At 73.6% G+C, this 15,075-nt stretch carries 12 protein-coding genes; 9 read left to right on the top strand and 3 right to left on the bottom strand.

The features are described 5' to 3' along the window. The first annotated feature begins 104 nt into the window (after positions 1-104). Positions 105-800 carry a type 1 glutamine amidotransferase domain-containing protein gene (locus DMH12_RS13190; protein WP_125491756.1) on the top strand — a complete coding sequence of 232 codons (696 nt, stop codon included), beginning with the start codon at positions 105-107 and terminating at the stop codon, positions 798-800. 15 nt (positions 801-815) lie between these two features. On the opposite strand, the gene DMH12_RS13185 is transcribed toward DMH12_RS13190, so the two are convergent. Further along, complete coding sequence (locus DMH12_RS13185) at positions 816-3,290, bottom strand: SpoIIE family protein phosphatase (RefSeq protein WP_125491755.1); 2,475 nt, start codon at positions 3,288-3,290, stop codon at positions 816-818. A gap of 104 nt (positions 3,291-3,394) precedes the next feature. Next, positions 3,395-4,729, bottom strand: coding sequence for a S1 family peptidase (locus DMH12_RS13180; protein WP_125491754.1), 1,335 nt, complete (start codon positions 4,727-4,729; stop codon positions 3,395-3,397). Positions 4,730-5,308: 579 nt separating this feature from the next. Here DMH12_RS13180 and DMH12_RS13175 point away from each other — a divergent pair. The 8 genes from DMH12_RS13175 (at position 5,309) to DMH12_RS13140 (ending at position 14,582) form a co-directional block, all read left to right on the top strand. After that, a complete protein-coding gene (locus DMH12_RS13175) occupies positions 5,309-5,524 on the top strand; it encodes a hypothetical protein (protein ID WP_003978108.1) in 216 nt (71 codons plus the stop codon). Between the two features lie 132 nt (positions 5,525-5,656). Next, complete coding sequence (locus DMH12_RS13170) at positions 5,657-6,463, top strand: HlyD family efflux transporter periplasmic adaptor subunit (RefSeq protein WP_125491753.1); 807 nt, start codon at positions 5,657-5,659, stop codon at positions 6,461-6,463. Further along, a complete protein-coding gene (locus DMH12_RS13165; protein WP_125491752.1) occupies positions 6,460-8,682 on the top strand; it encodes an NHLP family bacteriocin export ABC transporter peptidase/permease/ATPase subunit in 2,223 nt (740 codons plus the stop codon). Before DMH12_RS13170 ends, DMH12_RS13165 begins: the two co-directional genes overlap by 4 nt. Position 8,683: 1 nt before the next feature. Next, positions 8,684-11,506, top strand: a complete 2,823-nt coding sequence (locus DMH12_RS13160; RefSeq protein WP_125491751.1) for an NHLP bacteriocin export ABC transporter permease/ATPase subunit — start codon at positions 8,684-8,686, stop codon at positions 11,504-11,506. 87 nt (positions 11,507-11,593) lie between these two features. After that, positions 11,594-12,604 carry a Ppx/GppA family phosphatase gene (locus DMH12_RS13155; protein WP_125491792.1) on the top strand — a complete coding sequence of 337 codons (1,011 nt, stop codon included), beginning with the start codon at positions 11,594-11,596 and terminating at the stop codon, positions 12,602-12,604. Between the two features lie 45 nt (positions 12,605-12,649). Further along, entirely contained in the window at positions 12,650-13,681 is a 1,032-nt protein-coding gene (locus DMH12_RS13150) for an iron-containing redox enzyme family protein (protein WP_125491750.1), read from the top strand. 30 nt (positions 13,682-13,711) lie between these two features. Next, on the top strand, positions 13,712-14,356 hold the full coding sequence (locus tag DMH12_RS13145) for a HemK2/MTQ2 family protein methyltransferase (RefSeq protein WP_185832298.1): 645 nt from the start codon (positions 13,712-13,714) through the stop codon (positions 14,354-14,356). Further along, complete coding sequence (locus tag DMH12_RS13140; RefSeq protein ID WP_185832295.1) at positions 14,337-14,582, top strand: CDGSH iron-sulfur domain-containing protein; 246 nt, start codon at positions 14,337-14,339, stop codon at positions 14,580-14,582. The genes DMH12_RS13145 and DMH12_RS13140 overlap by 20 nt, the downstream gene beginning before the upstream one ends. A gap of 155 nt (positions 14,583-14,737) precedes the next feature. Here the strand turns inward: DMH12_RS13140 and DMH12_RS13135 are convergent. Continuing rightward, positions 14,738-15,075, bottom strand: a 338-nt coding sequence (locus tag DMH12_RS13135) for a subtilase-type protease inhibitor (RefSeq protein WP_125491748.1), incomplete at its 5' end; no start/stop codon positions are given.

Here is a 15,075-nt window from a genome sequence, read left to right as displayed (position 1 = left end):
GCTGTCATCGGCCGTGGCATTGGCGATGCGCAGGGCTCGGGTCCTAGTTTCGGACGCAGCGCCGCGTACGACGGATCGCGGCCCGTCCTTCCGGGAGACCCCACATGTCGAAGATCCTCTTTGTCCTCACCGGCGCCGACCACTGGACGCTGGCCGACGGCACCCGGCACCCGACGGGCTTCTGGGCGGAGGAGGCCGTCGCCCCGTACGAGGCGTTCACCGCCGCCGGTCACGAGGTCGTCGTGGCCACGCCGGGCGGGGTCGTGCCGCCCGTCGACCGGGCGTCGCTGGCCCCCGAGGTCAACGGCGGCCAGGAGAACGCCGACCGGATCGCCCGCGCGCTGGAGGGCTTCACGGAGCTGCGGCACCCGGTGAGCCTCTCCGACGTCCGGCTGCGGGACTACGCGGCGGTCTTCTACCCCGGCGGCCACGGGCCCATGGAGGACCTCGCCGTCGACGCCGACTCCGGCCGGCTGCTGACCGAGGCGCTGCGTGCCGGGACCCCGCTCGGAGTGGTCTGCCACGGCCCGGCCGCGCTGCTGGCCGCCGTGGACGCCGAGGGGGCCAACGCCTTCGCGGGCCTGGAGGTGACCGCGTTCACCAACGAGGAGGAGACGCAGGGCGGTCTCGCGGAGCGGGCCTCGTGGCTGCTGGAGGACCGGCTCGGCCGGGCCGGGATCGTCGTCCGCGCGGCCGAGCCGTGGGCCCCGCACCTGGTCGCCGACCGGAACCTGGTCACCGGCCAGAACCCGGCGTCCGCCGCCCCGCTCGCCGAGGAGCTGCTGAAGCGGCTCGGCTGAACCGGCCGGGGACGCTCACGGGTTCAGCGGGATCTCGCTCCAGACCAGCTTGCCCCCGCCGACCGGCAGCGTCCCCCACGCCGCCGACATCGCCTCGACCAGGAGGATGCCGCGCCCGCCCGTGGCCTCCCAGCCGATGCTGGTCGGCTTGACCGGCGTACGCGGTGAGGCGTCGGCGACCGCCACCCGCATCCGGCCGCCGATCAGGGCGAGGTCGAGCCGGACCCGGCCGTCGGTGTGCACCAGGGCGTTGGTGACCAGCTCGGAGACGATCAGGAGCACCGCGTCGATGCCGTCGTCGGGCACGCCCCAGGAGCGCAGGGTGCGCCGGGCGAAGCGGCGGGCGTGCCGCACGGCCTCCGGCAGCCGCCACACGGACCAGCTCTCCCGCAGCGGGCGCAGTGCCATGCCGTCGTAGCGCACCAGGAGCAGGGCGACGTCGTCGCTGCGCCGGGCGTTGCCGAGCAGCGCGTCGGCGACGAGCCCGAGGTGGGCGGGGTCCGACGCGGCCAGCGCGTGCGCGAACCGGTCCATGCCCTCGTCGATGTCGGTGTCGGGGGACTCCACGAGACCGTCGGTGGTGAGGGCGATCAGCGTGCCGGGCCGCAGCCGCAGCGGGCTCATCGGGAAGGCGGCCTGCGTCACCACGCCGAGCGGTGGGCCGCCGGGCACCTCGGCGATGTCCGTGCTGCCGTCGGCGTGGCGCAGCACCGGCGGCAGATGTCCGGCCCGGACGCACCAGGCCGAGCCCTCCTCCATGTCGAGGTCGACGTAGACGCAGGTGGCGAAGAGGTCGGTCTCCATGCCCGTCAGCAGCCGGTTGGCGCGGGAGACCACGACGTCCGGCGGATGGCCCTCGACGGCGTAGGCGCGCAGGGCGGTGCGCATCTGGCCCATCAGGGTGGCCGCCCCGGCGCTGTGGCCCTGGACGTCGCCGATCACGAGGGCGACGTGGTGGTCGGGCAGCGGGATCACGTCGTACCAGTCGCCGCCCAGCTCGAGCCCGGCCGTGCTGGGCAGGTACCGGGCGACGGCGACCGCGCCGGGCAGCTTCGGCAGCCGGCGCGGCAGCAGCTGGCGCTGGAGCATGCCGACGAGTTCGTGCTCGGCGTCGAAGGCCCGGGCGCGGGTCAGGGCCTGTCCGGCGAGGCCGGCGGAGGCGGTGAGCAGGGCGCGTTCGTCGGGGCCGAAGTCGTGCGGGGTGTCCCAGCCGATCAGACAGGCGCCGGCCATGCGGCCGGCGGCGGGCAGCGGCAGTACGGCGAGGCCGCCGGGGCCGACGTCGGCGAGGGCGGGTTCCAGGTCGCCGGTGCCGGCGGGCCAGATCCGGGCGCGTCCCTCGCGCAGCGCGGCGGCGAGGGTGGGCATGGCCCGGACCGGCGCGTCCGGCCACTCGGTGCGCCACTCGAGCCGCCACAGCTCGGGCCAGGACTCCGGTTCGGGCGGGTCCAGGACGGTGACGACGAGCCGGTCGTTCTCCAGCTCGGCCAGGGCGATCCGGTCGGCGCGCAGCGGTCTGCGCAGGGCGGCGACCACGGCCTGGCCGACGTCGCGGACGGTACCGGCGGTGGCCAGCGCGGCGGCGAGCCGCTGCACGCGGGCCACGTCGGTCACGTCCGGGCGCAGGGTCGATGCGTCGGCGACGGTGCCGACCAGGCGGGTCGGACGCCCCTCGCCGCCGGGCAGCAGGCGTCCGCTCAGCCGGAGCCACTTCGGCGGGCCGGCCGGTTGCAGCACCCGGAACTCCAGCTCGCGGTCGCCGATGGTCATGTGGTCGGACTCGGTCACCGACATCAGGGACGGCAGGTCCTCCGGCACGGTGAGGCCGAGCAGCGTCTCCACCTTGCCGTCGAATTCGTCGGGGGTGAGCCCGAACAGGCGCAGGATGTCGTCGCCGACCTCGACGCGGCCGGTGTCCATCGCCAGGCTGAAGGAGTCCGGCCGCAGATCCCCGTCCTCCTCGGCCTCGGCCGGGGCGGGGCAGGTCAGTGCCTCGGCGACCAGTTCGAGGCAGGCCCGGTCCTCCGCGTCGAACCCGTCGGGACGCTCGGTCAGGGCGAGCAGGCAGCCGCCGCCGTCCCCGCGCACCGGCAGGGTGGCGAGGGAGAAGCCGCTGGAGGGCACGTGCCGCGACTCGGCCGATCCGGCGAACTCCTCGGGGCCGATCCACACCGCCTCTTTGCCGCGGTGGGCGTCGGCGACCGGTGAGCCGCCGGACGCCGGGTAGCTGTCGCGTACTCCGTACAGGGTCCGCGGCACACCGGCCGAGGCGGACAGGCAGAGCAGCTCGGGGTCGTCGCCGGGGGTGTAGAGGGCGGCGAGGGAGGCGCCCGCGAAGACCAGCGCCTGTTCGAGGATCCGGCGGGGCCGCTCCTCCTGCTCCGGGCCGGACGCGATCGCCTTCAGGGCACCCTCGGCACGCAGCGTCCTCGATCCGCGTTCCGCAGCGCCCTGTCCGACCACCTCGCCATTACAGCGCTTACAGGACATCCGCGCAGCCCCTACGGCCCGGGGAGCGGCGAGCAGTGGCCCGAAGACGCGAAGGGGCGGTCCGGTCCTCCCGCCGGAGGTCCGGACCGCCCGTCGGTGTGCGGTCAGCCGGTGAGGCCGGAGCCGTCGTCGGCGCCCGTGCCGTCGTCGGAGCCGCCGACGCCGCTGCCGGTACCGTCGCCGGCACCCGCGTCACCGGCGCCGGCGCCGCCACCGGCCTCCTCGCCACCTGCCTCCTCACCGCCGACGGCGTCGCCGCCCCCGGCCTCCTCGCCGCCGGCCTCTTCACCGCCGACCTGGTCGCCCGCGCCTCCCGCCGCGTCGCCGCCGAGGGTGGCGCCGACCGCCTCCAGGGCGGTGGTGACCGGCTGGAAGAAGGTCTCGCCGCCGGCCGTGCAGTCACCGCTGCCGCCGGAGGTCAGGCCGATCGCCTGTCCGTCCTGGGTGAACAGGGACCCGCCGCTGTCGCCGGGCTCGGCGCAGACGTCGGTCTGTATGAGGCCCGTGACCGTGCCCTCGGGGTAGTTGACGGTGGCGTCCAGGCCGAGGACCTGACCGTCCGCCAGTCCGGTCGTGCTGCCCATGCGGAAGACCTGCTGACCGACCGTCGCCTCGGCGGCCTGGCCGATGGCGACGGTCTGGTCGCCCAGATTGACCTCGCTCGGCGCCTCGGTCGCGGGGTCGTCGTACTTGACCAGAGCGAAGTCGCCCTCGCCCGGGAAGACCGCCTGGTCGACGGTGCCGATCGGCGCCCCGTCCTGGGCGTCGGACCACTGTTCGGTGGCGACCCCGCAGTGACCGGCCGTCAGGAAGGCCGGGGAGCCGTCGCCGGCGGTGACGTTGAAGCCGAGTGAGCAGCGCGCGCCGCCGCCGAAGATGGCGTCGCCGCCCGACACGAAGGTCCGGAAGGTGCCGGCGGACTTCTCGAGGGTGGCCATGCCGGAGCCGAGGCCCTGGACGGTGGACTCCAGCTTGTCCCACTTCTCGCCGGTGACGGTGGAGTCGGCGGTCACCAGGATCTTGTTGGTGCGGGGGTCGATCGCCCAGGAGGTGCCGGGAATGGTCGCCTCGGACTTCAGCGTCGACGCGCCGCCGCGCAGCTCGCCCATGCTGTTGTCGACCTCGCGGACGTCCGCGCCCGCCTTCTTCGCCTCCACGATGACCTGGTTGTTGTCACCGGGTACGACGTTCACCACGAGCTGCTGCTCGCCGGTGTCGTAGTACGAGCCGGCGAAGGCGTCGCCCAGCATCCCGGCGAGTTGCGAGGCGAGATCCGACGCGTCCGCCGCCTTGAGGGTCCTCGGCGCCGCCGCGGCGTCCGAAGACCCGCCGTCCTGGGAGGCGTTGGCGTTCGGGAGGAGGATGGCGGCCGCGCCGAGCGCCACCACACCGCCCGCCGCCATCGCGGCCCTGCGCTTCGGAATTCGCTTGTGACTCAACCTACTCGACCTCCTGGGACCGGGACGGTGCCGCGGTCCGGCAGCTGTTGGGGGGCGCCCGGACGGCAGTTGGTACGCACGCACCCGGCGGGGCGTTCAGCCGGGCCCTCCGATCCCGTTCGGTCGGCACTCTCCGCGCCCGGAAGGACACGTACGGTGCCGATCGCGGAGCGGAATCCCTGCTTCAGCGAATCTGCACATCGAATGCCCAACCCGGTCACCCCGGCTGGGGGATCTGCACAACCGCGCGGCGCCACCCACGCCTTTGGGGCGGGAGTGTCCCAATCGGCCCGGTGCGGGCAAGGGGTCGCGCGGGCCGATGTCGCCCGCCGTGTGAAGAAGTGGCCGCGAAGCCGTGCGCGCGCCTGCACCTTTGGGTGCCCCTTGGTCGCAAGAGCCCTGGTGGGAGGGGGTGAGTGATTGGAAGCCCGGACCGGCCGCGTGCTTTGATCCATCGCACCGCGGGAGCCGCGGAGGCTCCGGAAACGGGCGTCCGGCACCTGCGGTCGCGGCCGTCATCTGTCCCCAGAGGGGGCCGCTCCCCCCTTGTGAAATGGCTATACGAAGGGAAGTTCCATCATGAACTCCACCCCCCAGGTTGAGACCGTCGAGATCTCGGACGCGGACCTCGACAACGTCTCCGGCGGCCTGAACGTGAACGCCGTCGGCACCGTCACCGGCCTGGTGGACGGCATTGCCCCGGTTTCCGGTCTGCTCAACACGGCCGTCGGCACCGTCGAGGGTGTCACCGGCCTGAACACCGCGCCGGTCACCGGCCTGGTCGCCGGTCTCTGATCCGGCCCCTGTGCCGCTGAGTCCCGGAGCCACCCAGGCTCCGGGGCTTTTCGGCCGTTCCTCACAAGCGTCTCCAGCCTCCGGGGCGTCCCCTCGCAGGCTTTCTCCGGGAATCACTGGGATACGTCCGACGTGCAGTTCCGCCAGCAGGCCCTCTCCAAGCTCCAGTCACCGGAGGAACTAGACCTCCCGGTGCGTTTCGCCCGCCCGCAGGGCTGGCTGGTGCTGTCCGTGACCGTGGTCGCGATGGCCGCCGCGTCCGTGTGGGCGGTGGGCGGCTCGGTGGCCTCCACCGTCGGCGCACCCGCCATCCTCACCCACGGGCAGGGCAGTTACCTCCTGCAGAGCCCCGTCTCGGGGCAGGTCACGGCGGTTCTCGCACGCCCGGGCCAGCGGCTGGCCGCCGACTCCCCCGTGCTGAAGGTGCGTACCGCCGACGGCGAGAGCGTGGTCCGCGCCGTCGACGCCGGACGGGTCAGCGCCCTCGCGGCGACCGTCGGGCAGATCATCCGGACCGGCGCGAACGTGGCCTCCGTCGAGAAGGTCGCCGACCCCGGCGATCCGCTCTACGCCACCGTCTACGTACCCGCCGAGAAGGCCGCCGCGATCCCCGCGCACGCCTCCGTCGACCTGACCGTCCAGTCGGTGCCGACCCAGCAGTACGGCGTCCTGCACGGAAAGGTGAAGTCGGTGGACCGCTCCGCCCAGTCGGCGCAGACCATCTCCGCGTTCCTCGGGGACAGCCAGCTCGGCGAGCAGTTCACCGAGGACGGCAGGCCGGTGGCCGTGACGGTCCGGCTGGACACCTCCAAGTCCACGAAGAGCGGCTACGCGTGGTCGTCCGCCGACGGGCCGCCGTTCGAGCTGACCTCCATGACCATGGCCACCGGTTCCATCCGGCTCGCCGACCAGCGTCCCGTCGACTGGCTGCTGCCGTGAGCACCGCACAGGAGACCCGGGGCCGACGCCGGGCCGCCCCGCCGGCCCGCCGCGCGCCCAGGAGCAGCGCGAAGACCGTCCGCACGCCCACCGTGCTCCAGATGGAGGCCGTCGAGTGCGGCGCCGCCTCCCTCGCGATGGTGCTCGGCCACTACGGCCGGCACGTACCGCTGGAGGAGCTGCGCATCGCCTGCGGTGTCTCCCGCGACGGCTCGCGCGCCAGCAACCTGCTGAAGGCGGCGCGCGGTTACGGTCTGACGGCCAAGGGCATGCAGATGGACCTGGCCGCCCTCGCCGAGGTGACGACGCCGGCCATCCTGTTCTGGGAGTTCAACCACTACGTCGTCTACGACGGCATCGGGCGCCGCTTCGGCCGGCGCGGGGTGTTCATCAACGACCCGGGCAAGGGCCGCCGGTTCGTGACCCTGGAGGACTTCGACGGGTCCTTCACCGGAGTCGTGCTCACCATGGAGCCCGGCGAGGACTTCACCCGCGGCGGCCGCAAGCCCGGTGTGCTCGGCGCGATGCCCGCCCGGCTGCGCGGCACCGCGGGCACGCTGCCCGCCGCCGTGCTGGCGAGCCTGCTGCTGGTGGCGGTCGGGGCGGCGGTGCCCGCGCTCAGCCGCACCTACATCGACATGTTCCTGATCGGGAAACAGACCTCGCTGCTCGGCGTGCTGTTCGCCTCGATGGGGGCCTGCGTGCTGCTCACGGTGGTGCTGACCTGGCTCCAGCAGGCCAACCTGCTGCACGGCCGCATCATCTCCTCCACCCTCTCCAGCGCCCGCTTCCTGCGCCACCTGCTGCGGCTGCCGGTGACGTTCTTCTCCCAGCGCAGCCCGGCCGACCTGGTGCAGCGGCTCCAGTCCAACGACGCCGTCGCCGAGACGCTGGCCCGCGACCTCGCCGCCGCGGGCGTGGACGCGATCGTCGTCGTCCTGTACGCCGTGCTGCTGTACACGTACGACCCCCAGCTCACCTTCGTCGGCATCGGGGTGGCGCTGCTCAACATCCTCGCGATGCGGATCGTCATCCGGCTGCGCGCGACCCGTACGGCGAAGCTGCGGGCGGACACGGCACGGCTGACCAACACCGCGTACACCGGCCTCCAGCTGATCGAGACGATGAAGGCGACCGGCGGCGAGGACGGCTACTTCCGCAAGTGGGCGGGGGAGCACGCCACCACCCTGGAGGAGCAGCAGCGGCTCGGGGTGCCGAGCGCCTGGCTGGGTGTGGTCGCGCCGACGCTGGCGACGCTCAACAGCGGTCTGATCCTGTGGATCGGCGGCATGCGGGCGGTCGAGGGGCACATCTCGGTCGGTCTGCTGGTCGCGTTCCAGGCGCTGGTGGTCCGCTTCACGGCACCGCTGACCCGGCTGAACGGCGTCGCGGGCCGGATCCAGGACTTCGCGGCGGACGTGGCCCGGCTGAAGGACGTGGAGAACTTCCGGGCCGACCCGCTCTACGACCGTCCCGGCGGCGCCGACTCCACCCGGCGGCTGCGCGGGCAGGTCGAGCTGCAGAACGTCTCCTTCGGCTACAACCCGCTCGACAAGCCCCTGCTCACCGGCTTCGACCTCACCGTCGGGCCGGGGCAGCAGGTGGCCCTGGTGGGCGGCTCGGGCAGCGGCAAGTCCACGGTGTCCCGGCTGATCTCGGGCCTCTACGCCCCCTGGGACGGTGTGATCCGCATCGACGGGCAGCGGCTGGAGGACATCCCGCGCGGGGCGCTGGCGTCCTCCGTCTCCTTCGTCGACCAGGACGTGTTCCTCTTCGAGGGCTCCGTGCGCGACAACATCGCCCTGTGGGATCCGTCGGTCCCCGACAGCGCGGTGGTGGACGCGCTCAAGGACGCCGCGCTGTACGACGTCGTGATGCGCCGGCCGGGCGGCATCCACAGCCCGGTCGAGCAGGACGGCCGCAACTTCTCCGGCGGGCAGCGCCAGCGGCTGGAGATCGCGCGGGCGCTGGTGCGCCGGCCGAGCATCCTCGTCCTGGACGAGGTGACCAGCGCGCTGGACGCGGAGACCGAGCAGGTCGTCATGGACAACCTGCGGCGGCGCGGCTGCGCCTGCGTGGTGATCGCGCACCGGCTCAGCACCGTGCGGGACAGCGACGAGATCGTCGTGCTGGCGCACGGCACGGTCGTGGAGCGCGGCCGGCACGAGGAGCTGGTGGCGCACGGCGGCGCCTACGCGGCACTGGTCAGGGAGCGCTGAGATGACGACCGTGCACGAAGGGCAGGGCGACCTCGTCCTCGGGGCGCTCGGCTCGCTGGGCACCCGCGTGGACTGCGCCGGGTTCAACCGCCTCGACCTGGAGGGCCCCCAGGTGCTGTGGCTGGTGGTGGCCGGCGCGGTCGACCTGTTCGCGGTCGACGCCGGGGAGCAGGGCCACTGGCACCACCTCGGGCGCCTGGAGGCGGGCTCGGTGCTGCTCGGGCCGGTCGCCGGGCCGCAGCACACGCTGGTCGCGCGCCCGCTGCGGGACTGCGTGGTGCACCGCATCGGGCTGCGCGAGCTGTACCAGCCGGCGAACACGCAGACCTGGTCGTACGACGAGTACGGCAACCCCCAGTACGTGCCGCCGACGACGAGCCCGCTGGAATACGGGCTCGCCCTGGGGGTGGGCCGGGGACTGACCGTGCTCTTCCAGGCGCCGATGGCCACCGAGCGGGCGGCGGCGCCCACCGACGACGACGTGTTCTGGATGCAGGTGCCGCCGGGCAGCGTGCAGTACGGGGCGCTGTACGGCGAGGAGGCCGCCGCCGACCTGCTGATGGACCCGGCGCTGTGGCAGAGCCTGGTCGACCAGCAGCACCGGCTGCTGACCACGCTCGACCGCTGGATCGAGCAACTGGAACGCACCCACGAGACCCGGACGGCGGCCGGCATCAAGGCCGGTGAGGCGGTGCGCGCGCAGGCCGACCGGACGCTGCTGGCGTCGATCGGCAAGCGGTCGGCCGGGCGCACCACGGCCGCCGACGCCGACGCCACGTACGCGGCGTGCCGGCTGGTCGCCCGCGCCGCCGGCATCGCGCTGGCCGAGCCCGCGCAGAACGGCACCGAGAGCGAGCGGCTCGACCCGGTGGAGCGCGTCGCCCTGGCCTCGCGCGTACGCACCCGCGGCGTGCGGCTGGAGGACGGCTGGTGGCGGGACGACGTGGGTCCGCTGGTCGGGCACCGCACCCTGTCGGGGGCGCCGGTGGCGCTGCTGTGGCGGCGCGGCGGCTACGTGGCCGTGCATCCGGGGACCGGCCGGGAGACCCCGGTGGAGAAGGCGAACGCCGAGGAGTTCGAGCCGCGCGCGGTGATGTTCTACCGGCCGCTGCCCGAACGCCGGCTCAGTCCGCTGCGGCTGCTGCGGTTCTGTCTCCAGGGCACCCGCCGTGATCTGACCGGTCTGCTGCTCGCCGGGCTGGTGACGGTGGCGCTCGGCGCGCTGGTGCCGGTCGCGACCGGCAAGGTGCTCGGTGAGTTCGTGCCGAAGGCACAGACCGGGCTGATCGTGCAGGTGTGTCTCGCGGTGATGCTGAGCAGCGTCGTCGCGGCGGCCTTCATGCTGATGCAGAACCTCACCATCCTGCGCCTCGAGGGCCGGATCGAGGCGACCCTCCAGCCCGCCGTGTGGGACAGGCTGCTGCGGCTGCCGACGAAGTTCTTCACCGAGCGGTCCACCGGCGAGCTGGCGAGCGCCGCCATGGGCATCAGCCAGATCCGCAGACTGCTGGCGGGCGTCGGCCCGACGGTGGCGCAGTCGGTGACCGTCGGGGCGATGAACCTGGGGCTGCTGCTCTGGTACAGCGTGCCGATGGCGCTCGCCGCGATCGGCATGCTGGTGGTCGTCGCCGGTGTCTTCCTGGCGCTCGGGCTGTGGCAGGTGCGCTGGCAGCGGCGGCTGGTCAAGCTCACCAACAAGCTGAACAACCAGGCGTTCCAGACCCTGCGCGGGCTGCCGAAGCTGCGGGTGGCCGCCGCCGAGAACTACGCCTACGCGGCCTGGGCGGAACGCTTCGCGCACAGCCGCGAGCTCCAGCAGCGGGCGGGACGGATCAAGAACCTCAACGCGGTGCTGGGCGCGGTGTACCTGCCGCTGTGCACGCTGCTGATGTTCATGCTCCTCGCGGGTCCGGCGCGCGGTTCGATGTCGGCGGCGGAGTTCCTGACCTTCAACGCCTCGGTGACGATGCTGCTGACCTCGGTCACGCAGCTGACCGGCTCCTTCGTGTCGGCGGTGGCCGCGCTGCCGCTGTTCGAGGAGATCCGTCCGGTGCTGGACGCGACACCCGAGGTGCGCACCGCCAGCACCCGTCCGGGTCCGCTGTCCGGCGGGATCGAGGCGCGGCGGCTGTCGTTCCGGTACACCGACGACGGGCCGCTGGTCCTGGACGACGTCTCCTTCGAGGTGCGGCCGGGCGAGTTCGTGGCGGTCGTCGGCCCCAGCGGATGCGGCAAGTCGACCCTGCTGCGGCTGCTCATCGGCTTCGACCGGCCGCTGTCGGGCAGTGTCCTGTACGACGGACAGGACCTGGCCGCGCTGGACCAGTCGGCGGTGCGGCGGCAGTGCGGGGTGGTGCTCCAGCACGCGCAGCCGTTCACCGGATCGATCCTGGACGTCATCTGCGGTACCGAGCCGTACACGCCGGAGGAGGCGATGGCGGCGGCCGAGATGGCGGGGCTGGCGGAGGACATCAAGCGGATGCCGATGGGCCTGCACACCATCGTGTCGGGCAGCGGTGCCGTCTCCGGGGGCCAGCGGCAGCGGCTGATGATCGCGCAGGCGCTGATCCGCCGGCCGCGCATCCTCTTCTTCGACGAGGCGACCAGTGCCTTGGACAACGACACGCAGCGCACCGTGATCGAGTCCACCAAGGCGCTCAACGCGACCCGGATCGTCATCGCGCACCGGCTCTCCACGGTGCTGGACGCCGACCGTGTGATCGTGATGGAGGACGGGAAGGTCGCCCAGCAGGGGCCGCCCGCCCAGTTGCTCGCGGACACCGGCGGCCGGCTGCACGAGCTGGTGCGGCGGCAGCTGGCCTGACCGGCCCGGGCCGGCGGGCCACGCGGTTTCCGGTCGTACCGTCCCGGAGCGCATTGGACCGGCGCTCGGATGGGTACGTGGCCCCTCATGCGGATCAGCGTGGTGGATGTGGGGTCGAACACGGTCCGGCTCATGGTGGCGGACGCGGAGGGCGGGGTGCCGCTGCCGGTGCACACCGAGAAGTGGCGACTGCGGCTGTCGGAGCAGGTCAAGCCGGGTGCCCCGGTCCCTCAGGAGGCCGTGGAGCGGCTGGTGGCGGCGGTGGCCGACGCGTGCCGGACCGCGGACCGGTGGGGAGCGTCGAACCCGCCGGCCTTCGCGACCGCCGTGGTGCGTGCCGCGCCGAACCGCCAGGAGGTGCTGCGCGCCGTGCGCGCCCGCACCGGGGTCGCCCTGTGCACCCTGCCCGGCGAGGTGGAGGCGGAGCTGACGTTTCTCGGGGCCCGGCGCTGGATGGGCTGGCGGGCCGGGCCGCTCGCGCTGCTGGACATCGGCGGCGGATCGCTGGAGGTCGCCTTCGGGCGCGGCCGGCTGCCGGGCTTCGTGGCCTCGCTGCCCCTGGGCGCGGCGCGGCTCACCCACGAGTTCCTGGCGGGCGGCCAGGACCCGGCGTCGCCGGAGCAGATCAAGGCGCTGCGCCGCAAGGTCCGGCATCAGCTGCGGGACGTCGCTGCGCGGATCCGCTGGGAGGGCCCGCGTACCGCGGTGGCGACCTCCCGGACCTTTCAGCAGCTGGGGCGGCTGTGCGGCGCCTCGCCGGGCCGGCACGGGCCGTTCGTGGAGCGGCGGATGCGCTGCGCGGACCTCGGGGACGCCGTCGGCCGGCTGGCCGCCCTGTCCGCCGCCGAGCGGTCCCGGCTGCCCGGCATCTCCGCACCGCGGGCCGCGCAGAGCGTGGCCGGGGCGGTGGTCGGGCACACCGCCATGAAGCTCACCGGAGTGGACGCGGTCACGCTGTGTCCCTGGGCGATCCGCGAGGGCATCCTGCTGCGCCACATAGAGGAGGGGCCGTCCTGGTGGAAGGAGGTCGTCCGCCTCAGCGACGAGGCCGTGGGCCGGCCACCGGCGCCCCTCCGCCTCGCGACCACGCCGGACTGACCGCGGACCAGGTGCCACAGAGGTCTCCGGGGGTACTCGCGGCGCATGGAGTACGACCGTGAAGGACCACAGCTTCCGACGGCCCGGGGCCCACTCTCCGCGGCCGTCGGCGCGTACCTGCTCGGGACCGGGCCACTGCCCGGACCGGAGGAGGCCGCCGCCGCGCAGGCGTACGGCGACGATCTCCAGCTCGCGCTGTACCAGTGCTACGAGCTGCACTACCGGGGTTTCGCAGGTGTGTCCCCGGGCCTGGAGTGGGATCCGGACCTGCTGCGCATCCGGGCAGCGCTGGAGCAGAACTTCCTCACCGCCCTGCGGGCCGACACACCGGTCCACGACAGTGTGGAGGACGCGATCGGGGCGCTGCTGGTCGAGCCCGTGCACGGGGAGGGCGTCAGCCATTTCCTGCGCGACGAGGGAGAGTTGTGGCAGCTGCGGGAGTACGCGGCCCAGCGCTCCCTGTACCACCTCAAGGAGGCCGACCCGCACGCCTGGGTGCTGCCGCGGCTGTGGGGGCGGGCGAAGGCGGCGATGGCGGCGGTCGAGTTCGACGAGTACGGCGGCGGCCGCGCCGACCGGGTGCACGCCCGTCTGTTCGCCGACCTGATGACGGACCTGGGACTGGACACGACGTACGGACGCCATCTCGACGCGGCCTCGGCCGAGTGCCTGGTCACGGTGAACATGATGTCGCTGTTCGGCCTGCACCGGGCGCTGCGCGGAGCCCTGGTGGGTCATTTCGCGGCGGTGGAGATCACGTCCTCGCCCGGCTCCCGGCGGCTCGCGGAGGCGATGCGCCGCACCGGCGCCGGGCCGGCCGCCGAGCACTTCTACGACGAGCACGTCGAGGCGGACGCGGTGCACGAGCAGATCGTGCGGCACGAGGTGATCGGCGGCCTGCTGGAACAGGAGCCGCACCTCGCGGCGGACATCGTGTTCGGCATCGACGCCACCGGGCACGTCGAGGACCGCTTCGGCGCCCGGCTGCTGGACGACTGGCGGGCCGGACGATCGTCGCTGGTCGTACCGCTTCCCGAGCCGGAAGGTGAGCATTCCGGAATTTCTTTTATTTCATGACTGGCCGGGTACCTGGCTCGCGTGAACTTCATGGTGCTGCCGGGCGTCTACGCCCCTCAGGAGGACACCGCCCTGCTGGCCGCGGCGTTGTCCGGGGAGCCGCTGCCCCCGGGCGCGGCGGTCCTCGACGTCGGGACCGGCACCGGCGCGCTCGCGCTGGCGGCGGCGGTGCGGGGCGGTCGGGTGACCGCGGTGGACGTGTCGTGGCGCGCGGTGTGGGCGGCGCGGCTCAACGCCGCCCGGGCGGGGCTGCGGATCCGGGTCCTGCACGGCAATCTCTTCACGCCGGTGCACGGCGCGTCGTTCGACCTCGTCCTGGCCAATCCGCCGTACGTGCCGGCACCGGCCGGTGGGCGACGCCCGCGCGGTGCGGCCCGGGCCTGGGACGCGGGCCACGACGGGCGGATGGTCCTGGACCGGATCTGCCGGGAGGTGCCCGGCCTGCTGCGGCCCGGCGGTGTGCTGCTGCTCGTGCAGTCGGGGCTCAGTGATCCCGCCCGCACCGTCGCTCTGCTGCGCGAGGCGGGGCTGAAGGCCGCGGTGGTCCGGCGGCGGCGGATCGCGTTCGGTCCGGTGGTGCGCGGCCGGGAGCGCTGGCTGCGGCAGCGCGGACTGCTGTCCCTGGCCGAGAACGAGGAGGAGCTGGTGGTCGTCCGTGCCGAACTCCCCGTCTGACGACGCCCGTACACCCGGCGCCGCCCGCCGGGTCAAGGTCCAGCGGCGAGGGCCGCTCCTGGTGGAGGGCCCGGTGGAGGTGGAACTGGAGGACGGGACCACGGTGTTCTCCGACCGCTTCCGAGTGGCGCTGTGCACCTGTCGGCGCAGCCGGCGCTTCCCCTGGTGCGACACCAGCCACCGCGCCAGATCCGCCGGGCCCGGTGACGGGCCGACCGCGGACTGAGTCCCGTTGGGACGCTCGCTCGTACCGGGAGGACGGCGGACGGCCCCACTCCGTCCGCCGTCCCCGGTGCGGGACCGCGGGTCCGTACGGTGGCGCTCGCACTCCCCAGTAGCGAGCAACCGGTCACGCCGCACGGGCCGGGCGGCCCCGGTCCCTCAGAACGTGAAGACGCTCGCGCTGCCCGCGTTCTTCACGCACTCGTTGGCGAAGGTCCGCTCGTAGGAGAGGCGCCGGCCCTGCCAGACTCCGTCGACGGTGACGGTCACGGGGGCGTACTCCCGCGTGCACATCACCCCGTCGGCGGCGGACAGGGCGTCGAAGTCGCCACCGGCGTGGCGGAGTTCGGCGCAGGCCGCGCCGGCCGCGGGGTGGGTCCCGGAGGCCGTCGGGGCGCAGGTGAGAGTGACCGCGCGGAGCGGTGAAGTGGTGGCAGCGCTCTCTCCGTGACCCACCGTCAGCACCAGGGCCGAGGGGGCGTAGAGCGACGCGGGGG

The organism is Streptomyces sp. WAC 04229 (assembly GCF_003947455.1).
Classification (GTDB): Bacteria; Actinomycetota; Actinomycetes; order Streptomycetales; family Streptomycetaceae; genus Streptomyces.
The sequence above is the reverse complement of the archived record's forward strand: the minus strand, read 5'-3'. Positions and strand labels throughout refer to the sequence as shown.

Excerpts from the sequence above, each read along its gene's own strand:
- DMH12_RS13190 (WP_125491756.1), top strand. The coding sequence starts at position 105 with ATGTCGAAGATCCTCTTTGTCCTCACCGGCGCCGACCACTGGACGCTG.
- DMH12_RS13185 (WP_125491755.1), bottom strand. The coding sequence starts at position 3,290 with ATGTCCTGTAAGCGCTGTAATGGCGAGGTGGTCGGACAGGGCGCTGCG.
- DMH12_RS13175 (WP_003978108.1), top strand. The coding sequence starts at position 5,309 with ATGAACTCCACCCCCCAGGTTGAGACCGTCGAGATCTCGGACGCGGAC.
- DMH12_RS13160 (WP_125491751.1), top strand. The coding sequence starts at position 8,684 with ATGACGACCGTGCACGAAGGGCAGGGCGACCTCGTCCTCGGGGCGCTC.
- DMH12_RS13155 (WP_125491792.1), top strand. The coding sequence starts at position 11,594 with ATGCGGATCAGCGTGGTGGATGTGGGGTCGAACACGGTCCGGCTCATG.
- DMH12_RS13150 (WP_125491750.1), top strand. The coding sequence starts at position 12,650 with ATGGAGTACGACCGTGAAGGACCACAGCTTCCGACGGCCCGGGGCCCA.
- DMH12_RS13145 (WP_185832298.1), top strand. The coding sequence starts at position 13,712 with ATGGTGCTGCCGGGCGTCTACGCCCCTCAGGAGGACACCGCCCTGCTG.